We start from the raw sequence: 22,581 nt of genomic DNA on the forward strand, positions 1-22,581 counted from the left end.
GCGCTGTCGACCTGCCCGATGCGCGGCAGTCGATGTGCTTGCACGTGCTGCGCAGAGGCGTGGTGTCCGCAACATGGCACCTGCGCTCAGGCGAGCACGGCCCGTGGCAGGAAAGGGATCGGTGTCGCCATCGCTTGCGGCCTTGCAGCCTACGCAGCGTTATGCGAGCCATGCTGCGTGCAACGTGTCGACTGCCCTGTGCATGTAAGCCAACCGCAAGCGACACGCACCTCGGTGCGCCCTACCTGCCACTCCTGCACGCGCCACAAACGCGATGGGCCGAGCAGTGCCCGGCCCATCGCATTGCCTCTACTGCGGCGCGCGTGGCGCGATCAGTATTTCTTTTCCAGATTGATCATCCAGGTCTGGTCGTTGCCGCTGTCGCCGTCGGTGATGCCGCGGTATTCCAGCCGCGTGGACAGGCCTTGTTCGGTCAGCAACGCCGCGCCGATGCCCACCATCAAGCGGTTGCGATCGAACGCGCTCTGGCCGGTGCGATAGAACGGCCCGCCAGACAGATCGGCATAGCTCAGGGTGGCATCGCCACGGCCCTGGAAGTCGCGCTGATATTCCACCCGCAGCTGCGGGGTCAGGCGGCCCCAGCTCACTTCGCGACGCCATTCCAGACGCAGGCCCAGGTTACCGGTGGTGGTGGCCACATCCATGTCGGCATAGCGCAACGCGAACGGTGCCACGCCGTCTTCGCTATAGCCGTCCAGGGTGGCGCGCGAGACATCCAGCCGCGCATACGGGGTGATCTGCAGGCTGTCGCGCTGCAGGTCCGCACCGGTCGATAGCGACGCGATCCACTGCTTGCCGTCGCGGTTGCCTTCGGCCAGCGAGCCATCGTCGGTCACATAGCGGCGCAGGTCGTACGACAACAACTGGTACCCGACCAGAGTGTCGAAGAAGAACGCCTTGCCCGGATGGAAGCTGGCATACACGGCCATGGTGTACGCGTTGCCCTTGCTATGGCTGCCGTTATTGCCCACGTCGCTGTCGTCGCGGCCCCAACCCAGGCCCGCACCGATCGCCAGCGACTGCGCCACCCGGTAATCCGCACCCACGCTCAAGCCGTCGGTCTGGAAGTCCACACCGTTGCTGCTGGCCTGCCGGTTCAAGCTGCCCGAGCGGATCGCACCGCCGATCCACAGACCCAGATCGCCCTGCCCCTGCGCCTGCGCCGTGCCGCTGGACGCCACTGCCGGCGCATCGCGGAAGTCGTTATCGGCATCCTGCGTGTCCGGGCTGCACGGCTGCGCACTGACACAGCGCTCGGCCTGGCGGCAATGCGAGGTGGGCTGGAAGCTCACCGCATTGCTGAAGCTGCCGCCACCGCGATGGGTGGCCTCCAGACGGCGCTGGAAGTTGTCGATCTGCGCGCGCGCAAACCGCCGTGTGGACTCGGACTGCGCATCGATCAAGCCGCGCACTTCCGCATCCTGGCTCGGGTCGCGGCGCGGTGCGATGTTGAACACCACGCTGGCCGGCGCCGAGGTGGCGAACGCGTTGGACAAGGTGAACTGCACCGTCGCCTGGCCGACAAATGCCGGGTTGGGCGTAAAGGTCAGCGTAAAGGTAGGCACTTCGGCCATCGCGGTCGCGGCCGGCGACAGACCGGAAGCGCGTGCCGCCGATGCGGTGGCGGCACCGCCGACACGGGTGATGGTGGCGGTACCGGCCGAGGCCGGCAGCACCGAGACCACCGCGGCGGCCACGAACGGCCCGCCGGTAGCGTTGCGGGTGATATCCACCTGCTGCGCCTCGCCGGGCACCGCCTCTGCGGTCACCGACACCGCAACCGGCCGCGCATTGACCGTGATGGTCAGCGTGGTCGCCGCCGAGGTGCCGCCACTGCCGGTGGCGGTGTAGCTCACCACATCGGTGCCGATGAAACCGGCGGTCGGGGTATAGACCAGCTGCAAGCCATCGACCACGGCAGTGCCGTTGGTGGGTGCGGTGGTGATGGCGATCGCGGTGATGGTGCCGGTGTCGTTGCCGGTCACCGCCACCGTCACTGCCGTGCCATCCATGGTCGCGGCGGTGTCTGCAACCGCCACCGGGGCGGCGCTGCCAACGCTGAAGCTATAGGCCTGCGCAGCGCTGGCGGCACTGGCATCGGTCACGGTGATGGTGAAGTTGCTGACGCCTTCGCCGCTGGGCGTGCCCGACAGCGTGCCATTGGCAGCCAGGGTCAAACCAGCTGGCAAGGTGCCGCTGGTCACCGCAAAGCTGTAAGGCGCCACGCCACCGGACACGGTCAAGGTCTGGCTATACGCGGTGCCGGTGACTGCCGGCGGCAGCGTGTTCTGCCCGATCACCAGCGTGGCTGCGCCGATGGTCAACACATAAGCACGCGAGGCCTGCGCCGCAGGACTGGGCGTGCTATCGGACGCGGTGAGCGTGAAGTTGAAGCTGCCCGACACCGTCGGCGTGCCGCTCAGCCCGCCGGTCGCGGTGTCCAGCACGATGCCCGCCGGCAACGCGCCGGCGCTCAGCGCATAGCTGTACGGCGCAGTGCCGCCGGTGGCCGGGCTGATCGCTGCCGTGTACGCCTGCCCTGCCGTGCCTGCCGGCAAGGTGGATGCGGGCAGCAGCAGGGTCGGGCCGGCCACTGTCAACGCATACGCCCGCGTCCCGGTGAAGCTGTTGGCATCGCTCGCCTCAACCGTGACGTTGAAGGTGCCTTCCACCGTCGGCGTGCCCGACAGCGTGCCATTGCCGGCCAGGGTCAGGCCACCCGGCAACACGCCAGCGGCGATCGTGTAGCTGTAAGGCGCAGTGCCGCCGCTGGCGCTCAACGCCTGGCTGTATGCCGTACCACGGGTTGCAGCGGGCAGCGTGGTGGGCGCCAGCACGATCGTGGGCGCGGCGATGGTCAGCGTGTAGCTCTGAGTGGCAGTGGACGGCGTACCGGTCGTGCTGTCGGTGGCGGTCAGGGAGAAGTTGTAGGTACCAGGTGCCGTGGGCGTGCCGCTGAGCGCAGCGGTCCCGCTGTTGAGCGTGATACCCGCCGGCAGCGCACCGGCACTGAGCGTGTAGGTATACGGCGCGATGCCGCCGCTCGCCGGCGTAACGGCCGCCGTGTAGGCCTGACCGGCGGTGCCGGCGGCCAGCGAGGTCGCCGGAAGCGTGACGGTGGCACCCGCAACAACCAGGGTGTAGGCGCGGTTGCCGGTTGTCGGGGCGCCGCTGTCGGTCGCCCTTACCGTGAAGTTGAAGCTGCCGGTGCCTGTCGGAGTGCCTGACAGCACGCCGGCAGCGCTCAGGGTCAGCCCGGGTGGCAACGCACCGGCAGTGATCACGAAGGTATAAGGCGCGGTACCGCCGCTGGCCGACACCGTCTGGCTGTAGGCGCTGCCTGCCGTCGCTGCCGGCAGCGACGCCGGTGCGACGGTGACCACCGCATCGTCGTTGACGATGGTGCCGGTGCCGGTGGCGCGCGCGATGGACGCGTTGCTGGCGCCGGACAGGCCCACGGTGAAGGTGTCATTGGGTTCGACAGTGTTGTCGCCGCTGACGGTGACGATCACGCTCTGCGCCGTGACGCCCGGCGCGAAGGTCAGCGTGCCCGAGCGGGAGACATAGTCGTTGCCGGCAATGGCGGTGCCGTCGGCGGTGGAGTAGTTGACCGACACGGTCTGGCCGCTGGCCGCGCTCAGGCTCACGGTAAAGGTGAGCAGGGTGGACCCGCTATTGCCTTCGTTCACGCTGACATCGTTGATCGACAGCGCAGGCAGCGTATCGTCGTTGACGATGGTGCCCTGACCCTGCGCGTCGCTGACGGCGGCGCCAGCGACGTTGCTGACGTTGACGAAGAAGGTTTCGTTGGGCTCGCTGAGCGTGTCGCCGTTGACCAGCACGGTGAAGGTATAGCTGCTGCTGCCGGCGGGAATCGTCTGCCCGGTCAGGCTGGAAGCGGAGTAGTCCACGCCTGCGGTAGCGGTGCCGTCGGCGGTGGCGATGTCGAAGCTGACCCCGCCGGCGCCGGCCGGCTGGCTCAGCGACACGGTGAAGGTGGCATTGGTGGTGCCGGCGTTGCCCTCGTTCACGGAGACGTCGTTGATCGACAGCAACGGCTGGTCGTCATTGAGGATGGTGCCGGAGACGCTGTTGGGCGAGCCCACGCTGTAGCCGCTGCCTGCGCTCAGGCTGATGTCGACGGTCTCGTCGGGTTCGACGGTGCTGTCGGCGGTCGGGTTGATGGTGATGGTGCCGGTGGTCTGGCCGGCGCCGATCACCAGCGGCGAACTCACGGCCGCGTAGTCGGTGCCCGAGGTCGCGCTGCCGACTACGCTGTAAGCGACAGACACTGCGCTCACCGGCACCTGGTCGAGCGTGACGGTGTAGACCAGATTGGTGGCGCCGTCCTCGGCCACACTGACCGGCGACAAGGTGATCGACGCGGTGGGCAGATCGTCGTTGAGGATGGTTGCGGTGGCGCTGGACGGGCTGCCGACGCCATAGCCGGTGCCGCTGGCTACGCTGACCACGACCGTCTCGTCTGCCTCCACCGAGGTATCGGAGACCGGAGTGACGGCGAAGCTGGCCGAGGCGGTGTTGGCGGGCACCACGACGCTGCTCACCGAGCCGGTGTAATCGACGCCGTTGGTGGCGGTGCCGCTACGGTTGAGGTTTACCGTGGTGGCCGTACCGCTGGTCTGGCTCAGCGTCACCGTATAGGTGAACGATGAACCGCTGTCTTCGTTGCGACTGGCCGGGCTCACCGCGATGCTGGCGGTGCGCGACGGATTGATGGTGATGTTGAAGACGACCTGGTTGTTGTCTTCGTCAAGCAGGTAAAACGAGTCCGACGTGGCGCCGTCCCCGTTGTTGAAATAGGTCACCTGTTCGGTGCTGTCGGGATTTTGACCGGGAGCGCTGTAACTGCCATGCGCAGGAGGTATACCGGGATCTAACATGCCGATGTTGGAAGGGCCGTCGCAGTCGCCAACTTCAAAGGACACCGAGCCGCCGGAGTTGATGGTGGCGCTTTTCGGACTCGGGCAGTAGGCAGCCATGGCAACGTGAGACGTCGCCAACAACAACAGCGCCAACATCCAACGCAATAGCGGGCGCACGCCACCCAAGGCAGCGAAAGTCGTGGACATAAGTTTTCCCCAAAAAAGCACGCCACCCCGGCGTCGGCATCGGTCCTGGTGCCTCAGATCAGCGCAACGCGATGCTTTTCAGGGCATACAGTTGGACTGCGGCGCTATTTAAACAGGAACTGACTGCCAGTTAAAGGATGAAAAATTAATACTTCATTCCAGTTTTGAAGGCTGATGGCTTGTAGTGCGCAACCTCGACAGGTATCTGTACCGCAGTCCCGACATCCGTTCGGCGGCGTACCTACGCGGGGAGATCTGCATGAGCGAGTTTTTTGTCGGTCAGATCATGATGACCGGTTTCGTTTTCGCACCCAAATATTTTGCGCAATGCAACGGCCAGCTATTACCGGTCAATCAGAACCAGGCGCTGTTCAGCCTGCTTGGCAGCCGCTTCGGCGGCAATGGCAGCAGCACGTTCGCGTTGCCGGATATGCGCGGACGTACGCCGATGGGTTACGGGCCGTCGGCCGATCCGAGTTGGCAGCCCCCTGCAATGCCGATGGCGCAGGCTGCCGGTGCGGAGACGGTGACGCTGGTGGCGGACAACCTTCCCGCGCACAGCCACCTGATGGATTGCAGCAGCGCCAACGGCGACAACCGCGTCCCGACCGGGCGCCTGTTCGCGAACAACAACATCACCACCGGAACCGCGCACGCGTTGTATGCCGCGCCTGGCGCGATGGTGCCGCTGTCCCAAGGCACGGTCGCCAACAGCGGCGGCAACCAGGCGCATCCGAATATGCAGCCGTACACCGCGATCAATTTCTGCATCGCGCTGAACGGCATCTTCCCCTCGCGCAGCTAGGCGCACGCATATCCGGGCGCTTAGCGCGCAGTGTGCGCGTGGCGTCTCATCGACCAGGAAGGACCTCATGAGCACTCCATTCATCGGCGAAATCCGCATGTTCGGCTTTGGCCGCACTCCCCAGAATTGGCAGGCCTGCGACGGCTCGCTGCTGCAGATCTCCGACTACGAAACGTTGTACATGCTGCTCGGTACCGCCTACGGCGGCAATGGCATGACCACATTCGCGGTGCCGGATCTGCGCGGCCGCGTGCCGATCCACCAGGGCCAAGGCCCCGGGCTGAGCAACTATGTGCTCGCCCAGCGCTCCGGCACCGAGACGGTGACGTTGATCGACCTGCAGATGCCGGCGCACACGCATACCGCCCAGGCCACCACCAGCGCGGCGACCGCTACCGCACCCGCGGGGCTGTTGCCGGCGGCGGTCAGCGGCAGCACGTTCTATGTCAGCGACGTCAACGGCGCGACCACGCTGGCGATGTCCGCGCAGAGCACCTCGTTCTCTGGCGGCAGCCAGCCGCACGACAACCTCATGCCGACGCTGACGGTGCAGTACTGCATCGCCACCACCGGCATCTTTCCGCAGCAGCCCTGATATCCCTCGCGCCGCGCCGATCAGACCGCAGCCCGCATCCGCTTCATCGGAGGAATCTGTTCATGACCGAACCCTATATCGGTGAAATCCAGCTGTTCGGCTTCGATTTCAATCCTGTTGGCTGGGCGTTCTGCAATGGCGCCACCCTGCCGATCACGCAGAACACCACGCTGTACTCGCTGCTCGGCGTGGCCTATGGCGGCAACGGCAGCAGCACCTTCCAGTTGCCGAACTTTTCCTCACGCGCTGGCTGCCAGCAGGGCGCTGGGCCGGGGCTGACCCCGCAAACGCTGGGCAGCAACTTCGGCTCCGCCTCGGAAAGCCTGCTGAGCACGCAGATCCCCATGCACCAGCACGGCGCCAACGCGTTTTCGCAGCCGGACCTGACCAAGAAGACGGGCACGCCGGCCAGTGGTGTTGCCCTGTCGTCGCTGAGCGTCAACACCGAGCGCCCGTTCTTTGCAGTCGCGCCGGACAAGCAATTCTTCCCTAGCATGCTGTTGCCCACCGGCAATGGCCTGGCCCACGAGAACCGGCAGCCCTATCTGGCAGTGAACTTCTGCATCGCACTGCAGGGCGATTACCCGGTATTCGATTGAGGCCATGGCCCAGCGGCTCTCCAGCACGGCGGCGACGGCAGCGTTCGGCCACGACCACGCGGTCGGGTCTGGTACGCAGGCCGTCGTCTTGCGTTCGGAACGCGATACCGACCTGCCATGGTTGCGGGAGCTGTATGCCAGCACCCGTCGCGAAGAGCTGGCGCAGGTGCCTTGGCCGGACACGACCAAGCGTGCGTTTCTGGACCAGCAATTCGACCTGCAGCGCGCGCATTACCGGCAGCATTTTGCCGATGCCGACTTTCTGATCGTTGAGGCCAACGACGCGCGTGTCGGCCGGCTCTATCTGCATTGCACTGCGCCCCGGCACACCTTGATCGACATCAGTCTGCTGCCGGACTGGCGTGGCCGCGGCATCGGCTCGCACCTGCTTGCGCATGCGCAGTCACGCGCCCGCGAGGCCGAGTGCCCGCTGTCATTGCATGTGCTGCACGCCAATCCCGCCGCGCAGCGCCTGTACGTCCGCCATGGGTTCGTTGCAGGCAGCAGCAACCAGACACATCTGCAGATGCAGTGGCATCCGCACGATCACCTGGTCAGTTGAACGCGCTCAATTAAAGACGGCCTGATACAAAAACCCGTCGCGCTCGCGTGCCACCGGCACCAGAAAGATGCCGATCTCGCCCAGCCGCGCATGGCGCATCTGATAGGTCTGCTGCGGAAACAGAAACGCCGAGCCATTGCGGAACAACAGCGAGAACGGGGCGCGTTGCGCGTTGCGTGCGTCCTGCAGCGGCCGCGCTTCCACCAACACAAACGGCACCTCGCCCTCGTTCAATGACGCAGCGAATGTTTCATTGACACTCCCGGCGAAGTGTTCAAGCGTCAGCAACTCCATGGATGATTCCTTGGCGACGATGGAGATGGATCCTCGCGTCTTTTGCGCTGGCACCACAAGACGGCGATGCCAACAACGCGACGCACTCGACAGATCGGAAGGACGGGCAGAAACCCTCAGACGAAACACCTGACCGCGAGAAACGTCACGACGGTGCAGGTATCGCCAAGTGTGCCGAGCGATCGCACGCTAATTACCCTACTGCTGCGTACGTTGAACAGCAATGACACGCAGTGCTTCAGTCCCTGCGTTACGGGACACGCTGTTACGCAGATGGCGACATGCTCAGCCACATCGCTTGCCGCATGAATGCGACAATACTGCACGCAGCGGTTCGGTTATGTTCAGCCGTGTGACGGCTACTCTATTGCGTTGGAATTCTGTTAAAGGCTTCGATGACGGCGTCCGCCTCTCCTGTCGTGCAGTTGTCCGGTGTCCGCATCGATCGCGGCGGGCGGACGATTTTGCGCGACGTTTCGCTCGATGTGCCGCGCGGCAGTATCACTGCCGTGCTCGGTCCTTCCGGTAGCGGCAAGTCCACGATGCTGGCGGCGTTGACCGGCGAACTGCGCCCGGTCGCCGGTACGGTGACCTTGTTCGGTAGCCCGATCCCGCATGGCAGCCGAGCGTTGTTGGAAATGCGCCGCAGTGTCGGCGTGTTGCTGCAAGGCAACGGCTTGCTCACCGACCTGAGCGTGGCCGATAACGTCGCACTGCCGCTGCGCACGCATACGCGCCTGCCGGCGCCGGTGCTGCAGCGGCTGGTGCAGATGAAGCTCCACGCCGTAGGCCTGCTTGCTGCCGCCGATGCCTGGCCACGTGAGTTGTCCGGCGGCATGGCGCGACGTGTGGCGCTGGCGCGCGCGCTGGCGCTGGACCCGCCATTGATGATCTACGACGAGCCGCTGACCGGGCTGGACCCGATCGCCTCGGGCGTGATCATGAGCCTGATCCAGCGCCTCAACGACAGCCTGGGTCTGACCAGCATCATCGTCAGCCACCACGTGCACGAGACGCTGCCGATCTGCGACCAGGCGGTAGTCATCGCCAATGGCGGCATCGTGTTCGCCGGCACGCCGGCGCAATTGCAGGACAGCACCGATCCGTTGGTGCAGCAGTTCCTGCACGGCCAGCCGGATGGACCGATCGCCTTCGATGCCGCACCGCGTCGCGACCGGAGTGCTGCCTGATGGCCATGGTTGAATCGATCCGCGCTTTCGGCCGCGCCGGCTTGTTTTCGCTGACCGTGCTGCGCGGCTCGCTGCCGACGCGCGATTTCATCGCCGAGCTGGTGCGCGAGATCTACAAGGTCGGCGCGCGCTCATTGCCGATCATCGCCGTGGGCGGCGCCTTCGTCGGCCTGGTGCTGACGCTGCAGGGCTACCGCACGCTGACCACCTACGGTGCGTCGGACGCGCTGTCCACGCTGTTGGGGCTGTCGCTCTACCGCGAGCTGGCACCGGTGCTGACGGCGTTGCTGTTCATCGGCCGCGCCGGCAGCTCGATCGCCGCCGAACTCGGCCTGATGCGCGCCACCGACCAGATCAAGGCGCTCGAACTGATGGCCATCGACCCGGTGGCCAAGGCAGTGGCGCCGCGGTTCTGGGCAGCGGTGCTGACGGTGCCGTTGCTGACTGGCGTGTTCTGCTCGCTGGCCATTACCGGCGGCTACTTCGAAGCCGTACACGTGTTGGGCATCGACAACGGCACATTCTGGTCGGGGCTGAGCAATAGCGTCGATTTCTGGGACGACTTCGGCGTGGCGATGCTCAAGTCGGCGATCTTCGGCGGCACTGCTGCGCTGGTGGCCGCCTATGTGGGCTTCCATGCCGAGCCGACCATCGAAGGCACCTCGATCGCCACCACCCGCGCGGTGGTCAACGCCTCGCTGCTGGTGCTGATGTTCAACTTCGTCCTTTCTGCAATGTTGTTTAGGTGAGATAGCCCATGGCCATGCGTGGACCACGACTCGAATTCGCCGTTGGCGCCTTTTTGCTGCTGACCCTGGCCTCGCTGCTGGTGTTGGCGGTGGCCTCGACCAATCAGCGCTGGGGCTTCGGTTCCAGCCAGTACACCTTGATCGCGCGCTTCAGCCAGATCGGCCAGCTGCGCGCGCAGGCGCCGGTGAAGATCGGCGGCGTGACCATCGGCAAGGTGTCCGAGATCAACCTGGATCCGACCAAGTTCGATTCGGTGGTGACGCTGTCGCTGGACACCAAATACAAGGATCTGCCCGCCGACACCTCGGCCGGCATCTTCACCAGCGGCTTGCTGGGCGAGAGCTATATCGGTCTGCAGCCGGGCGGCGACCCGGAAACGCTCAAGCCGGGCGAAGAGATCGGCTTCACCCAGCCGGCAGTGGATCTGCTGCAGCTGGTCGGCAAGTACATGTTCAGTGGTGGCGGTAGTGGTGGCAGCAATGCCCCGGCCGCCACCGATGGTCAGACGCCCGCGCCTGCCCAGCCCGCTTCTCCCTCTACGGAACCTCACCACCAATGAAAACCACCCTGCTCTCCGCCGTCCTGGCCTCGACCCTGCTGGTGTGCGCACCGGCCACCGTGCTGGCCCAGCCCGCCGCCGCCAGCGCGCCTGCGCAAGGCGCGGCCACCAAGACCGTCATCGACAGCAGCACCCGCATCCTCACCACGCTGGACCAGCGCCGAGCCGAGTTCCGCGGCAATCCGGCCGCCCTGCGCCAGTACATCAATGGCGAATTGAACAAGGCCTTCGACCGCGACTACTCGGCCCGTCTGGTGCTGGGCGTGCACGGCCGTGGCGCGTCGGACGCGGACATCAAGCTGTTTGCCGACGCGCTGGCCGAGAACCTGATGCAGCGTTACGGCACCGCGCTGCTGAACTTCGAAGGCAAGCCGACCTTCCGCGCCAAGTCCGAGAGCGCGCTGCCGGGCAACCGCGGCGTCAAGGTCTCCACCGACCTGCTGCGCGCCGGCAACGACCCGACCCCGGTCGACTACCTGATGCGCAACAGCGGTGGCCAGTGGAAGATCTTCGACGTGATGATCGAAGGCATTTCCTACGTGCAGACCTTCAAGACCCAGTTCGACGGCCCGTTGCGCGAAAAGGGCATCGCCAAGGTCGCCGCGGAACTGCGCAGCGGCAACCTGCAGGTTGGCGCGGCACCGGCCAATGGCAAGTAACAGCACCGTGCAACGCAACGGCGACACGCTGGCATTGACCGGCGTGCTCGACCGTGCGGCGGTCACTGCGGCCTGGCCGCAGGCGATCGCCCGGTTGGATGGCGTGCGCACGCTGGACCTGACAGGTGTACAACGCCTGGACAGTGCCGGCGTTGCGATGCTGGCCGAACTGGCCGCGCGGTTGCGCGGTAACGGCACTGCGGCGGTGGTGGGTGAGACGTCCGGTCTGGACGAATTGCGCGCCGCCTATCGCTTGTCCCCCACTCTCGATTTTCAGGCCTGAGCGCCACGCCATGACCCAGTTACGCACCCTCCCCTTGCTGGCCTGCCTGTTGCTGGGCGCCTGCGCCAGCCACGCGCCGAAGTCGGCACCGCCGTCGGCCAGTGCCGATACCGCACCCAGCACAGCAACACCGGTGCGTGACGATGCCGGGGTGACCGCGCAACCGGCCGCTGCGGGTTTCGCCGCACCCGATGCACTGCCTGCCGGCGTGGCCGCCGCGCCTGCCGAGCAGTCCGCTGCCGGCAGCGATGCCGGTGCTGCAACTGCAGTTGCACCGACCTCGGCCGAAGACGACTTCGATGCCTTGTACGGTGCGACGACCCCGCAGGCCGGTGCCAACGGCGCGCCTGCGCAGCCAGGCGCCCCCGCCTACGACCCGTGGGAGCGCTACAACCGCGGCATGCATCGCTTCAATCTGGCGGTGGACCGTGGCGTGGCGCGTCCGCTGGCGACGGCATACACCAAGGTGGTGCCGCAACCGGCGCGGCTGGGCGTGACCAACTTCTTCGACAACCTCGGCACGCCGTTGACCATGGTCAACCAGTTGCTGCAGGGCCACCCGGTCTTTGCGGTGCAGTCGCTGGGGCGCTTTGTGATGAACTCCACGTTGGGCGTTGCCGGTCTGTTCGACCCGGCCTCCGCCGCCGGCATTCCGCGCCGCAGCGAAGACTTCGGGCAGACCCTGGGTGCCTGGGGCTGGCGTAACTCGCGTTACTTCGAGCTGCCGCTGTTTGGCCCACGCACCGTGCGCGACACCGTTGGCCTGGGTGGCGATATTCCGCTGTCGTGGGTGCGCCAGGTCGACGACGGCGGTGCGCGCTTTGCCCTGCAGGGCTTGCAGCTGGTGGATACGCGTTCGCAGCTGATGTCGCTGGATTCGCTGCGCGACCAGGCTCCCGACGAATACGCGCTGACCCGCGATGCCTGGATGCAGCGCCGCAACTATCAGATCGTGCGCGACCTGCGCAGCCGACGCACCGAAGACGGCGAGCTGCCGGACTATCTGCGCGAAGACAAGGACAGCACCGTGCCGGTGGACGCGATGCCGATTCCGCAGTGGATTCGTTGATCGGTTGCGCTGTGGTGTGACCTGCACGCGAAAGCCCGGGAGCGATCCCGGGCTTTTTGCGTTGTGAAGATCATGCAGATGATGACGTGTGCCAGTGTCCGGCACGTCCACCTTGATCGCTGCGTGTTTTTAGCGCGGCCAACACCACCCGGCAAGTAGTCGTCAGTCGTGCGCTCGGCACCGGAGCGCACAGGTGGTATATGCCGGTGCCGAGCAGCGGCTGCGCACCGGCGGTGAGCGCAAAAGATGACTGGCCGCCGTTAGATCTGAAACCCATTGAGATTGCCCGTCCGCAGCAGACGACGCAGGCAAGCACGCTGATCAAGATCAGCATCAAAACACCGGCTCGAACGCGTGTCTTGCCTGGCATTGAACGACGGCTGCCTGCGTTATGCAGCCTCAGCCAACGCCGCATCCACGGCTACGCGCAGGCGTGCATCGTCGGCCGGCACATCGGGAGCGAAACGCTCGATAACGACGCCGTCGCGGCCGATCAGGAATTTTTCGAAGTTCCACAGCACGCCCGGTGCGGGGTTTGCGGCAATTCCGTAGCCGGCGAGTTTCTCGCGCATCGGGCCATCGCCGGTGGCGCTCGGGCGCGCGCTGGTCAGGGCCTGATACAACGGATGGGTGTCTGCACCGGTGACGGCGATCTTGGAGAACATCGGGAAGGTGACGTCGTAGGTGAGCTGGCAGAACTGGGCAATCTCCGCCTCGCTGCCGGGTTCCTGGCCGTTGAAGTCGTTGGCCGGGAACGCCAGCACTTCCAGGCCCGCCGCATGCTTATCGCGGTACAGGGCCTCCAGGCCTTCGTATTGCGGGGTGAGACCGCACTTGGAGGCGACGTTGACCACCAGCAGCACCTTGCCGCGGTAGTCGGCCAGGGTGGCCGGTGCGCCATCGATGCGTGTCACCGCAATGGTGTGGATGCTGGAAGTCATGGGTGCGTCCTGATTGGCGGGAAGCACCAGAGCATAAACCGCCGGATGCGCGCGAGCGATGTCGCCCGCGCGCGCATCAGCCGGTCAATCGATGCACAGCGCCGCCTGGCCTTTGCCACCCACTACAGCCTGACGGCAGCCGAAGCGATCGCTGTCGCGCTGGCAGGTGCCGGTGGTGGCGGTACCGGTCGGCACGATGCTGGTGGCCAGGCAATCGCCGCTGCAATCGGCCTTGTCGGTGCAGGTCTTGCCGGCATCGGCATACGGCACGATGCAACGCGGAATCTGCATGCGGCCCACCGGGCGTAGCTGCCCGCCTTTTGCGATGCAGGCGGCTGCGTCGGCGTTTGCGGTTTGCGATGCGGGCGTGCTCGCGGATGCGGCCTCTGCGCGAGACGCAGGTGAGTTGCTGCAGGCAGCCAGCAGCAGCGCGGACAGTGCAGCGTAGATCCAACGGGTCGACATACCAGTTCTCTTTGAAAGGTCAGGTACGCAGGATCGCGGTGCCGATGTCTGCGTGGTGTGCTTGGCATAGGTCGCAGAAAGATGACGCCTCGACCCCGCTGTTGTAGGAGCGCACCCGGGCGCGATGAGGCGTTACCGGTAATGCCCTGTCGCGCCCGGGTGCGCTCCTACGTGTGCTGTCTGCTTGGGCAGGGGCGCTGCTGCATCGCCGTTTGCGATCGAACTACTTCTGCGCTGCGCGGGCCGCATTCGATCGTGCGCGTCCTGCGGCTGGTGGTGTAGGAGCGGACCTGGCTGCGATGAGGCGTTACCGGTAATGCCTTGTCGCGCCCGGGTGCGCTCCTACGTTTGCTGTCTGTTGGCTGGCGTCTGCGGGTGGATCATTCTTGCTCGTCGCCGATTTCGTCGTCGTTGCCGTTGTCGGCATCGTCCAGCAGCGCTTGGGATTGGTCGCCGGACAAGGTTTCCACACCGCGCAGGCGACGTTCGATGGTGCGGGTCTTGCGGCTGGCTTCGCCGAGGCTCTTGCCGACGGTGCTGATCTGCCGCTCGGCCTTCTCCAGAATGCCGGCGAACTTGCCGAACTCGCTCTTCACTGCGCCCAGCACCTGCCAGACCTCACTGGAGCGTTTTTCGATGGCCAGCGTGCGGAAGCCCATTTGCAGGCTGTTGAGCAGGGCGGTGAACGTGGTCGGGCCAGCCAGTACCACGCGATGTTCGCGCTGCAGCAGATCGACCAGGCCGGCGCGGCGGATGACTTCGGCGTACAGGCCCTCGGTGGGCAGAAACATCACCGCGAAATCCGTCGTATGCGGCGGGCTGACGTACTTGTCGCTGATGGATTTGGCCTGCACGCGGATGGCGCGCTCCAGCTGCGCAGTCGACTGCTTGATCGCGTCCAGGTCGCCCTTTTCCTGCGCGTCGATCAGGCGTTCGTAGTCCTCGCGCGGGAACTTGGCGTCGACCGGCAGCCACACCACCGTGTCGTCGCCGCGCCCGGGCAGGCGGATCGCAAAATCCACCGCTTCGGCGCTCTCGGGTTTGACCCGCACGCCGCGCGCGTACTGCTCCATCGTCAGCGTCTGCTCGAGGATGTTCTCCAGCTGCACTTCGCCCCAACCACCACGGTCCTTGACGTTGCTGAGCACGCGCTTGAGATCGCCCACGCCGGTGGCCAGTTGCTGCATTTCGCCCAGGCCGCGCTGCACCTGTTCCAGGCGCTCGGAGACGAGCTTGAAGGACGCATCCAGGCGTGTGTTGAGCGTGGTCTGCAGTTTTTCGTCGACGGTGGCGCGCATCAGTTCCAGCTTGCTGGCGTTGTCGCTTTGCAGGCTGGCCAGTTGCTGTTCCAGCGTGGCGCGCATCTCGCCGATGCGCAGTTCGTTGCGCTGGGTGAGTTCGCTCAGGCGCTGGCTCAGCGCTTCGGTGAAGCGTTGCTGCGACTCGCCGGCTTCGGCGCGGCCCTTGCGCGCATCCTCGGCCAGCGCTTCGCGCAACGCGGCCATGTGCGTGTCGGTGCGTGCGATCAGGTCGGTCAGTTGCTGGCCGAACACGTGGATGCGGGTTTCCTGCTGCTGGCCGAAGCCTTCGAGCTGGGTGCGTAGTTCGGTGAGCCGCAGGGTCAACAGTTCGCCGGTGCGTTGCTGGGCCAGGCCGCTTTCTTCGCGCGCCTTGCGGGCATCTTCGCCAAGGGCATCGCGCAGCAAGTCCAGACGTTGATCGGTGCGGGTGGACAGCTCGGTGAGATTGCGCGCGAAGGTTTCCAGACGCGCATCCTGCTGCCGCGCCAGGCCTTCGAGTTGCTCGCGCAGTTCGCCGCGGCCGTCGCGTTGTTCGGCGCGCAGCGCCAGCTCCAGACCGCTGGTGGAAGGACGCCGCAGCAGGGCGAGCAGCTGCAGCACGAGGACTACGACGAGCAGTCCGAGAAGGATCAGGGGTTCGGATGACATGCGCGCAGTGTAACGGGGCCGGTCGCAACAGCTGCCTCAGCGGCTTGGCGACTGGATGCATCGGTGCGGGGGCATGGCGCGGTGCCCGATGGGTTGGCGCAGGTTCGCACTCGGCGCGCGGCGGTAGCTGCGACGCGGGCGTCGAGCTCGTGCAGGGGTTTGCCTGGGTCACTGCGCGAAAAAGTGATGACACGCTAAGGTGAGCAGCCTGCCAAATCTGCGACAGACCATGCTCGAACTCTACGGAAAGCCGACCTCCATCAATGTGCGCAAGGTGCTGTGGCTGTGCGAGGAGTTGGCGCTGGACTACACGCTGCATGCGTATGGCAGCGGTTTTGCCTCGGTGGACACGTCGGCGTTTCGCGCGCTCAATCCCAATGCGTTGGTGCCGGTGATGCGCGATGGCACGGTGGTGCTGTGGGAATCGAACACCATCTGCCGGTATCTGGCCGCGCGCAGCCACCGCAACGATCTGCTGCCGAGTGCGCCCGCTGCACGTGCACTGGTCGAGCAATGGATGGATTGGCAGGCCACCGAGCTCAACAACGCCTGGCGTTACGCGTTCATGGCGATGGTGCGTGGCAGTGCGACGCATACCGATGTGCAGGCGATTGCAGCCAGCGTACGCGAGTGGAATCGGCATATGACCATCCTCGACGTACAGCTGCAGCACGGCGGTCCGTTCGTACTCGGGGCAAACTTCACCCTGGCCGATATCGTGCTGGGCTTATCGACGCAGCGCTGGTTTGCCAGCCCAATCGATCGGCCGGAGTTGCCTGCGGTGGAGGCGTATTACGCGCAGCTCGGACTGCGCGCCGGGTTTCAGCGGCATGGGTGTAATGGGGTGGTTTAGCGGTGCCGTTGTGGCGGCCTATAGGTCATCTGTTTGCGTAGCTTCCGGACACGCAGCCGCATCGCCTCAGCCCGAATCGCATCACCACCGATAGCTTTGCTGCAGCGCGTTGGGCGACACTCGGGGATTCTTTTGGTTCCTTCGAGGTCCGCATGTCGTCTTGGCTCAGGCGCAAATCCATCGATCAGGTCACCGTGCACGAGGCCGGCCGGCAACTGGTGCGCAGCCTGAGTTGGCCGCATCTGATCGCGCTGGGGATCGGGGCGATCGTCGGCACCGGCATCTACACGCTGATCGGCGTGGGCGCGGACAAGGCCGGCCCGGCCGTGCTGCTGTCCTTCGTTGCCGCCGGCATCGTGTGCGCCTGCGCGGCGCTGGCGTATGCGGAAATGGCCACGATGATGCCGGCTGCCGGCAGTGCCTACACCTACAGCTACACCGCCTTGGGCGAGAGCATCGCCTGGGTGGTGGGCTGGAGCCTGGTGCTGGAATATTCGCTGGTGGTCAGCACCGTGGCGGTGGGCTGGTCGGGCTATTTCGTCGGGTTCCTGCAGTGGGTGGGCGTCGACCTGCCGCATGCATTGATTGCCGGGCCGCACGCCGGCGGCATTGTGAACCTGCCGGCGGTGGTGATCACCTTTTTGGTGGCCGGCATGTTGATGGCCGGCACCAAGGAGAGCGCCACGCTCAATGCGGTGCTGGTGGTACTAAAGATCATTGCGCTGGCTGTGTTCGTGGCGATCGCCTTGCCGGCCTTCAACAGCGCCAACCTGCAGCCGTTCATGCCGTATGGCTTCTCCAAGGCGATGGGGCCGGACGGTGTGGAGCGCGGGGTGATGGCGGCAGCAGCGATCATCTTCTTTGCGTTCTATGGGTTCGATGCGATTTCCACCGCCGCCGAAGAGACCAAGAACCCGGGGCGCGATCTGTCGATCGGTATCGTCGGTTCGATGATCGGCTGCACGTTGATTTACGTGCTGGTGGCGCTGTCGGCAGTGGGCGCGTTGAGCTTCACCGTGTTCAGTAAGAGCCCGGAGCCGTTGGCGTTGATCATGCGCGAGCTGGGCCACGGCAAGGCAGCGTTGGTGATTGGTGCGGTGGCGATCATCGCGCTGCCGACGGTGCTGCTGGCGTTCCTGTACGGGCAGAGCCGAATCTTCTTTGTGATGTCGCGCGATGGGCTGTTGCCGCGCGGCTTGTCCAAGGTCAACGCCCGCACCGGCACGCCGGTGGCGATCACCTTGTTCACCGCGGTGCTGGTGGCAGCGTTGGCGGGTGTGGCGCGGCTGGACGAAATCGCCGCGTTGGCCAATGCCGGCACGTTGGCCGCGTTTACTGCCGTGGCGGCGTGTTTGCTGGTGTTGCGCGTGCGCGAACCCACCCGTGCGCGGGCGTTCCGCACGCCGCTGGCCTGGGTGGTGGGACCGGTAGCGATCCTGGGCTGCCTGTACCTGTTCTGGAGCCTGCCGAGCAAGACGCAGCTGTGGTTCTTGCTGTGGAATGTGTTGGGCGTGGTGGTCTATCTGGCCTATGGGCGGCGGAATAGCCGCTTGGCGAAGGTTGGGTAGTTCCATCTCCCATCGGGAGAAGGTGGCCCGAAGGGCCGGATGAGGGGCGCCCTAGAGATCTTTCAGTGCCATGCATGACGAACGCGTCGCCACGCGCCTTCCAGGTTGAATCGTCGATGGGAAAGTCTTGGCGGTAGCAGTCCTGTGCTGCACGACTGCTTGCGGATGCGCGCTGACCACTCCCTTCTCCCATCGGGAGAAGGTGGCCCGAAGGGCCGGATGAGGGGACGGGCGAAGCCTGGTGTTATCCAACTTGGTCAGGGGCTTCGCTCCGTACCCGCGCCCCTGCCCGCGTAGCAGCGCGGGCGCTCCCAGGCACGCGCGCCAGTGGCGCGCAAGCTGTGCCTTATCGCCCCGCAGGAGAGGGGCTTTAGCACATGCTCCGACAACGTCAGGGCTTTCCCTCGCATTCCCCGCAACCAGGGGAGAAGCTTTGGCTTAAGGCGCGGCTGCAGGCGTGGCGCAGAACGAGGTTGGGAGTGCATCCGCTTGGGTGCCCCAGCCTTGCGTGGGCGCCTGCTTGGTGAGCGCAAACGACAACGTGCCGCCTTGCTGCAATTGCGCCCAATCCAGGAAGACCTTGGTCTGCGGTGCGCCGTTCAAGCGCACGCCCTGCACGTACTGCAGCGCGCGGCCATCAGCGCCGGGGGCATCGATGCGCAAACGTTTGCCGTTACCCAGATCCAGCGTGGCGCGCTTGAAACGCGGCGTGTGCAACAGGAACTCGCCGCTGCCCGGCACCGCCGGATACAGCCCCAAGGCGCTGAACAAATACCAGGCCGACATCGTGCCGAGGTCGTCATTGCCGGTGACGCCGTTGGGCGCATTGGTGAACAACTGCTGCGCGGCGCGCACCACGGTGGCGGTCTTCCACGGCTGGCCGATCAGCGTGTACATCCACGGCGCGTGCAGGTCGGGCTCGTTGTTGGGGTTGTAGCGGTACTGGTTGTAATAGCTGTACGGGCCGACCACCCAATGCGTGCGTGCACCGTTGAGCGGGTCCTTGAGCAGGTCGTCATAGGCGAAGAAGGTGTCCAGGCGTTTGCCTGCCTGGTCGCTGCCATGCATAGCCTGCAGCATGCCGGGGATGTCCTGCTGCACCAGCCATTGGTATTGCCAGGCAGTGCCTTCGTGGAAGCCGTGTTGCGAGCGTGGGCTGTACTGGTCGTTGGACGGCGCGTACCAGCTGCCATCTTCCAGGCGTGGACGCGGGAAGCCGGCAAAGCTGGTGTCCGCATCGCGCACCGTGGCGTCCCAGACGTGATGCCAGTTGCCGCCGCGCGCACGCAGCTGGGTGCTGTCGTCGGCATGGCCCAGGGCTTGGGCCATCTGTGCCAGCGCGCAATCGGCCAGGGCGTATTCCAGCGTGGCCGAGCCGCCGTGGTGCGGGTCCACGTCCATGCCCTTGGACGGAAACGCGCGGTCGTATTGCACGAAGCCATTGGCGAGATAACTCGCGTTGCCCGAACGCCCGGAATGCCGCGAGTTGATCGGCGGTTGGCCGAAGGCGTTCTGCCGTAACGCGGCGTAGGCCTCGGCCTCGTTGCCCTGTAGTGCGCCGAAGCGCCACAGGTCGACCAGGAACGGCGTCACCGGATCGCCGGTCATGATGTTGGTGTCGTAGTTGGCGTAGCCCCAGCGCGGCAGCCAGCCGCCTTGCTGATGGATCGCCAGCAGCGAGCGGCCGATGTCGCGCGCGCGCTGCGGGCGCAGCAAGGCGAGCAGCTGATTCTGCGAGCGATAGGTATCCCACAGCGAAAAGTACTCGTAGTAGGTCCAGCCCTCGGCACGATGGATCGCATCGTCATAGCCGCGGTAGCGGCCATCGGCATCGCTGCCGGTGAGCGGCTGCAACAAAGCGTGGTAGAGCGCGGTGTAGGCCACGCTGCGGTCGTCCTTGCTGGCGCCGTCCAGCTGCAGGCTGGCCAGTTCGGTGCGCCAGACCTGCTGCGCGCGCTGGCGCATCCGCTCCAGGCTCAGCAGCGTGCCGCCCTGCATGCCATCGGCGCGCAGGTTGCTGCGTGCGCCGTCGGCATCGACATGCGAGATGGCGCTGACCACGGTCACTGCGCGCGCGTCCTTGCCCTTGCCCAGCGGAAAGCTGAGCCAGGCGCCATTGGGTTTGAGTTCGCCGCCCATGCCGTGACGCGCGCCAGGCACGCCGCCGTCTTCGCCCCACACCCCGTGCGCGGTGAACGGGCGATCGAATTCCAGCCGGAACCAGGTGGTGTATTCGTGGCCGCCACAGAAACTCTGCGTGACCAGTTTGCCTTCCACCACACGGTCGCCGACCAGCTGCACCTGGCTGCCGATCACCACGTGGCGGTCGTTGGCCTGGGCCACGTTGATCAGCAGGTGGCCGGTGTCGGCGCCCGGCGCGAAGGTGTAGCGCTCGGCCGCGGCGCGGGTGAGTGCAGTGGCTTCGGCATCAATGCCGCCGTAGTCGGTGAGCCGCACCTTGTAATAACCGGCCTGGCCCACTTCGCCGGCATGCGTGTAGCGCGCTGCATAGCGTTTCTGGTCGAAGGTCTTGGCGTCGGCGGTGTCGAAATCGCCACCCGGTCCGATGCTGCCGGTCACCGGCAGGATCGACACCTGCCCGCCCTGTTCCCAGCAACCGGCGCCGGACAAAAAGGAATGCCCGAAGCCACGAATAGTGGGGTCGTCGTAGCGCCAGCCGGCGTAGTGCGCACCGATCGGGCTGACCTGGATCAGGCCGAACGGAGCGGACGCGCCGGGATAGGTATTGCCGTCGTCCTTGCTGCCGATGAAGGTGTTGACCTGCGCCGGGTCCTGCGCGGCCAGCGGCGGCGCAACCGCCATGCCGAGCAGGCAAAGGGCAGCGGCGCGGCGCCACAGCGAGGTTGATGGAAGAGGCAACGAAGAGCGATCGGATGCAACGGCAGAGAGCATGCAAGACACCTCGGGGGAGAGCGGCCAAGGCCGCAGGTGGAATGACGCGCACCGACCGCTGCAAGACGCGGCGATCAGCATGACGACGGTGCTCGAACGACGACTAGGAACAGCCGGTAAAACTAAGGTGAATCCTCGCCAGTTGCGTGCTGACGGCGTACCGGAGTCCGAGTCTACAAGTGGTGCATGCCGATTCCGAACACCGCGATTCCGAAAAGCGGCTGTGCCCGTCTGGCGATGCAACGGGAGTGATCCAGGGTGCGCACCTGCGCCGAGCTGGGTTGGCCGAGCCAGGAATGCATGTGGGGGGCACGGAAATTGATGGCGTAACTACCGCGCAGCAACAGGTTGTCGACCAGCAGCCATTGCAGGCCGACGCTCGGGCGGCAGATCAGGCGCTTGGCGCGTTAAGCGATTGCAGGTGGGCGTTACTGGTTACAGGCGGCCACGTAGGTGAGCACTTTCAAGGACCGCCCATGGTGATCCTCGGCCCCTGCTACTGCTGCTGATTTTGCTGCTGCGTCTGTTCCAACGCCTGCTGGCGGACCTGATCCTGCCTGATGGTTTCGGCCTGCTGGGAGCATGCGCTCGATGCGGGTATCAGGCATCGCTGCGCTCCATCTCGAAGCGGACGATCGTCACGCAGGTCGGTGCGTCCCCTCGGTCAGGAGTCGCGGCAATGTAGAGCCCAAGCGACGGGCCGACGACCTTGTGGAACGTGATTCGCTGATCATCGCCAAACGTGGGCACATACACCTGGAACCGATCAGCCTCCATCTGCTTCTTCAGCCCCTCGTAGGCAAGGCAGGCGTTTGGGGTGAGTGTCAGTTCCACCCGGTGCCCAGGGTGCTTGGGTGATGGCTTCCACACCGCCCATTCGTAAGTGCCCTGCCCCACACTGCCAGTCACCCCTCTGCGCTCATGTTTGGCGTCGGGAGGAAGCGCGATTCCCAACACGCGCTCCACATTGGCGGAATCCGAGTCTGCTTGGACATGGAGAGCCTTGGCGAGTGCTTCGATCTGCTGCAGAAGCTGTTCTGGGGTGTGCTCAGCTCCTGATTGCAATGCGGGATAGCCGTCCCAGGTCATCATTGGCGCCGAACGCTCAGGAGCGGCGGCATCGACAAGTGCGGCGACGCGGTCCTGTTCGCGCTTAAGGTCGGCGGAGGTGACATCCTGCATGGCTTTCTCCTGATGGGCATTCGACGGCTCTGCGCATGCGGCCAATACCAGCAGCAAAGCGCTGGTCGAAACAACTTTGGCAATGCGGTGCCCTTGGCGAAGAGAATCCATGGCCAACACTCCGGTGCTTGAAGTCTGGATAGCTTACTGCCAAGCCATAGATTTGCCTGATTAGCCCTGACCCTCAGCAGGATGTTTGTTGCAGTCCTGCAAATAGCTTCGTTTTCCTGGTGT

19 protein-coding genes are annotated in these 22,581 nt (G+C 65.4%); 12 read left to right on the forward strand and 7 right to left on the reverse strand.

The window, feature by feature from the left end:
- Nucleotides 1-332: 332 nt before the first annotated feature.
- The gene (locus ACZZ0O_RS05425; RefSeq protein WP_463590190.1) at nt 333-5,111 is read right to left on the reverse strand and encodes a putative Ig domain-containing protein; all 4,779 of its coding nucleotides are present in this window, start codon (nt 5,109-5,111) and stop codon (nt 333-335) included.
- A 259-nt stretch (nt 5,112-5,370) separates the two neighbouring features.
- Between ACZZ0O_RS05425 and ACZZ0O_RS05430 the strand changes: the two genes are divergently transcribed.
- The 4 genes from ACZZ0O_RS05430 (at nt 5,371) to ACZZ0O_RS05445 (ending at nt 7,672) form a co-directional block, all read left to right on the forward strand.
- A complete protein-coding gene (locus tag ACZZ0O_RS05430; RefSeq protein WP_115552507.1) occupies nt 5,371-5,916 on the forward strand; it encodes a phage tail protein in 546 nt (181 codons plus the stop codon).
- Nucleotides 5,917-5,983: 67 nt separating this feature from the next.
- Complete coding sequence (locus ACZZ0O_RS05435) at nt 5,984-6,511, forward strand: phage tail protein (protein ID WP_115552361.1); 528 nt, start codon at nt 5,984-5,986, stop codon at nt 6,509-6,511.
- A gap of 62 nt (nt 6,512-6,573) precedes the next feature.
- Nucleotides 6,574-7,110, forward strand: coding sequence for a phage tail protein (locus ACZZ0O_RS05440; protein ID WP_115552362.1), 537 nt, complete (start codon nt 6,574-6,576; stop codon nt 7,108-7,110).
- Between the two features lie 4 nt (nt 7,111-7,114).
- Entirely contained in the window at nt 7,115-7,672 is a 558-nt protein-coding gene (locus ACZZ0O_RS05445) for an N-acetyltransferase family protein (RefSeq protein ID WP_463590191.1), read from the forward strand.
- 6 nt (nt 7,673-7,678) lie between these two features.
- Here ACZZ0O_RS05445 and ACZZ0O_RS05450 read toward each other — a convergent pair whose 3' ends face one another.
- Nucleotides 7,679-7,966: a DUF6916 family protein gene (locus tag ACZZ0O_RS05450; RefSeq protein WP_055852465.1), complete on the reverse strand. Its 288-nt coding sequence runs from the start codon at nt 7,964-7,966 to the stop codon at nt 7,679-7,681.
- Nucleotides 7,967-8,361: 395 nt separating this feature from the next.
- On the opposite strand from ACZZ0O_RS05450, the gene ACZZ0O_RS05455 reads away from it, so the two are divergent.
- Genes ACZZ0O_RS05455 through ACZZ0O_RS05480 form a run of 6 tightly spaced genes read left to right on the forward strand, consistent with a single transcriptional unit; the run spans nt 8,362 to nt 12,476 of the window.
- Nucleotides 8,362-9,156 (forward strand): ABC transporter ATP-binding protein, encoded by a 795-nt coding sequence (locus tag ACZZ0O_RS05455; RefSeq protein ID WP_115526513.1) that lies wholly within the window; start codon nt 8,362-8,364, stop codon nt 9,154-9,156.
- Complete coding sequence (locus ACZZ0O_RS05460; protein WP_055852470.1) at nt 9,156-9,905, forward strand: MlaE family lipid ABC transporter permease subunit; 750 nt, start codon at nt 9,156-9,158, stop codon at nt 9,903-9,905. The genes ACZZ0O_RS05455 and ACZZ0O_RS05460 overlap by 1 nt, the downstream gene beginning before the upstream one ends.
- 8 nt (nt 9,906-9,913) lie before the next feature.
- Complete coding sequence (mlaD, locus tag ACZZ0O_RS05465; RefSeq protein WP_055852472.1) at nt 9,914-10,465, forward strand: outer membrane lipid asymmetry maintenance protein MlaD; 552 nt, start codon at nt 9,914-9,916, stop codon at nt 10,463-10,465.
- The gene (locus ACZZ0O_RS05470; protein ID WP_323526735.1) at nt 10,462-11,124 is read left to right on the forward strand and encodes an MlaC/ttg2D family ABC transporter substrate-binding protein; all 663 of its coding nucleotides are present in this window, start codon (nt 10,462-10,464) and stop codon (nt 11,122-11,124) included. The genes mlaD and ACZZ0O_RS05470 overlap by 4 nt, the downstream gene beginning before the upstream one ends.
- On the forward strand, nt 11,114-11,407 hold the full coding sequence (locus ACZZ0O_RS05475; protein WP_463590192.1) for an STAS domain-containing protein: 294 nt from the start codon (nt 11,114-11,116) through the stop codon (nt 11,405-11,407). Before ACZZ0O_RS05470 ends, ACZZ0O_RS05475 begins: the two co-directional genes overlap by 11 nt.
- Nucleotides 11,408-11,417: 10 nt before the next feature.
- The gene (locus tag ACZZ0O_RS05480; protein WP_463590193.1) at nt 11,418-12,476 is read left to right on the forward strand and encodes an MlaA family lipoprotein; all 1,059 of its coding nucleotides are present in this window, start codon (nt 11,418-11,420) and stop codon (nt 12,474-12,476) included.
- A 389-nt stretch (nt 12,477-12,865) separates the two neighbouring features.
- Here the strand turns inward: ACZZ0O_RS05480 and ACZZ0O_RS05485 are convergent, their stop codons facing one another.
- The 3 genes from ACZZ0O_RS05485 to ACZZ0O_RS05495 all read right to left on the reverse strand — a co-directional run bounded on the left by ACZZ0O_RS05485 (nt 12,866) and on the right by ACZZ0O_RS05495 (nt 15,783).
- Nucleotides 12,866-13,417, reverse strand: coding sequence for a glutathione peroxidase (locus ACZZ0O_RS05485; RefSeq protein ID WP_463590194.1), 552 nt, complete (start codon nt 13,415-13,417; stop codon nt 12,866-12,868).
- Between the two features lie 84 nt (nt 13,418-13,501).
- The gene (locus ACZZ0O_RS05490; protein ID WP_463590195.1) at nt 13,502-13,882 is read right to left on the reverse strand and encodes a hypothetical protein; all 381 of its coding nucleotides are present in this window, start codon (nt 13,880-13,882) and stop codon (nt 13,502-13,504) included.
- A 380-nt stretch (nt 13,883-14,262) separates the two neighbouring features.
- Nucleotides 14,263-15,783 carry a DNA recombination protein RmuC gene (locus tag ACZZ0O_RS05495; protein ID WP_193589245.1) on the reverse strand — a complete coding sequence of 507 codons (1,521 nt, stop codon included), beginning with the start codon at nt 15,781-15,783 and terminating at the stop codon, nt 14,263-14,265.
- Between the two features lie 277 nt (nt 15,784-16,060).
- On the opposite strand from ACZZ0O_RS05495, the gene ACZZ0O_RS05500 reads away from it, so the two are divergent.
- On the forward strand, nt 16,061-16,684 hold the full coding sequence (locus tag ACZZ0O_RS05500; RefSeq protein ID WP_463592399.1) for a glutathione S-transferase family protein: 624 nt from the start codon (nt 16,061-16,063) through the stop codon (nt 16,682-16,684).
- A 152-nt stretch (nt 16,685-16,836) separates the two neighbouring features.
- Nucleotides 16,837-18,252: an amino acid permease gene (locus tag ACZZ0O_RS05505; protein ID WP_115552372.1), complete on the forward strand. Its 1,416-nt coding sequence runs from the start codon at nt 16,837-16,839 to the stop codon at nt 18,250-18,252.
- Between the two features lie 438 nt (nt 18,253-18,690).
- Here ACZZ0O_RS05505 and ACZZ0O_RS05510 read toward each other — a convergent pair whose 3' ends face one another.
- The gene (locus tag ACZZ0O_RS05510; RefSeq protein ID WP_463590196.1) at nt 18,691-21,165 is read right to left on the reverse strand and encodes a GH92 family glycosyl hydrolase; all 2,475 of its coding nucleotides are present in this window, start codon (nt 21,163-21,165) and stop codon (nt 18,691-18,693) included.
- Between the two features lie 600 nt (nt 21,166-21,765).
- On the reverse strand, nt 21,766-22,458 hold the full coding sequence (locus tag ACZZ0O_RS05515; RefSeq protein ID WP_463590197.1) for a hypothetical protein: 693 nt from the start codon (nt 22,456-22,458) through the stop codon (nt 21,766-21,768).
- Nucleotides 22,459-22,581: the final 123 nt, after the last annotated feature.

This window comes from Xanthomonas sp. AC360, from assembly GCF_979258225.1.

Excerpts from the sequence above, each read along its gene's own strand:
- ACZZ0O_RS05425 (WP_463590190.1), bottom strand. The coding sequence starts at position 5,111 with ATGTCCACGACTTTCGCTGCCTTGGGTGGCGTGCGCCCGCTATTGCGT.
- ACZZ0O_RS05430 (WP_115552507.1), top strand. The coding sequence starts at position 5,371 with ATGAGCGAGTTTTTTGTCGGTCAGATCATGATGACCGGTTTCGTTTTC.
- ACZZ0O_RS05435 (WP_115552361.1), top strand. The coding sequence starts at position 5,984 with ATGAGCACTCCATTCATCGGCGAAATCCGCATGTTCGGCTTTGGCCGC.
- ACZZ0O_RS05440 (WP_115552362.1), top strand. The coding sequence starts at position 6,574 with ATGACCGAACCCTATATCGGTGAAATCCAGCTGTTCGGCTTCGATTTC.
- ACZZ0O_RS05445 (WP_463590191.1), top strand. The coding sequence starts at position 7,115 with ATGGCCCAGCGGCTCTCCAGCACGGCGGCGACGGCAGCGTTCGGCCAC.
- ACZZ0O_RS05450 (WP_055852465.1), bottom strand. The coding sequence starts at position 7,966 with ATGGAGTTGCTGACGCTTGAACACTTCGCCGGGAGTGTCAATGAAACA.
- ACZZ0O_RS05455 (WP_115526513.1), top strand. The coding sequence starts at position 8,362 with ATGACGGCGTCCGCCTCTCCTGTCGTGCAGTTGTCCGGTGTCCGCATC.
- ACZZ0O_RS05460 (WP_055852470.1), top strand. The coding sequence starts at position 9,156 with ATGGCCATGGTTGAATCGATCCGCGCTTTCGGCCGCGCCGGCTTGTTT.
- mlaD (WP_055852472.1), top strand. The coding sequence starts at position 9,914 with ATGGCCATGCGTGGACCACGACTCGAATTCGCCGTTGGCGCCTTTTTG.
- ACZZ0O_RS05470 (WP_323526735.1), top strand. The coding sequence starts at position 10,462 with ATGAAAACCACCCTGCTCTCCGCCGTCCTGGCCTCGACCCTGCTGGTG.
- ACZZ0O_RS05475 (WP_463590192.1), top strand. The coding sequence starts at position 11,114 with ATGGCAAGTAACAGCACCGTGCAACGCAACGGCGACACGCTGGCATTG.
- ACZZ0O_RS05480 (WP_463590193.1), top strand. The coding sequence starts at position 11,418 with ATGACCCAGTTACGCACCCTCCCCTTGCTGGCCTGCCTGTTGCTGGGC.
- ACZZ0O_RS05485 (WP_463590194.1), bottom strand. The coding sequence starts at position 13,417 with ATGACTTCCAGCATCCACACCATTGCGGTGACACGCATCGATGGCGCA.
- ACZZ0O_RS05490 (WP_463590195.1), bottom strand. The coding sequence starts at position 13,882 with ATGTCGACCCGTTGGATCTACGCTGCACTGTCCGCGCTGCTGCTGGCT.
- ACZZ0O_RS05500 (WP_463592399.1), top strand. The coding sequence starts at position 16,061 with ATGCTCGAACTCTACGGAAAGCCGACCTCCATCAATGTGCGCAAGGTG.
- ACZZ0O_RS05505 (WP_115552372.1), top strand. The coding sequence starts at position 16,837 with ATGTCGTCTTGGCTCAGGCGCAAATCCATCGATCAGGTCACCGTGCAC.
- ACZZ0O_RS05510 (WP_463590196.1), bottom strand. The coding sequence starts at position 21,165 with ATGCTCTCTGCCGTTGCATCCGATCGCTCTTCGTTGCCTCTTCCATCA.
- ACZZ0O_RS05515 (WP_463590197.1), bottom strand. The coding sequence starts at position 22,458 with ATGGATTCTCTTCGCCAAGGGCACCGCATTGCCAAAGTTGTTTCGACC.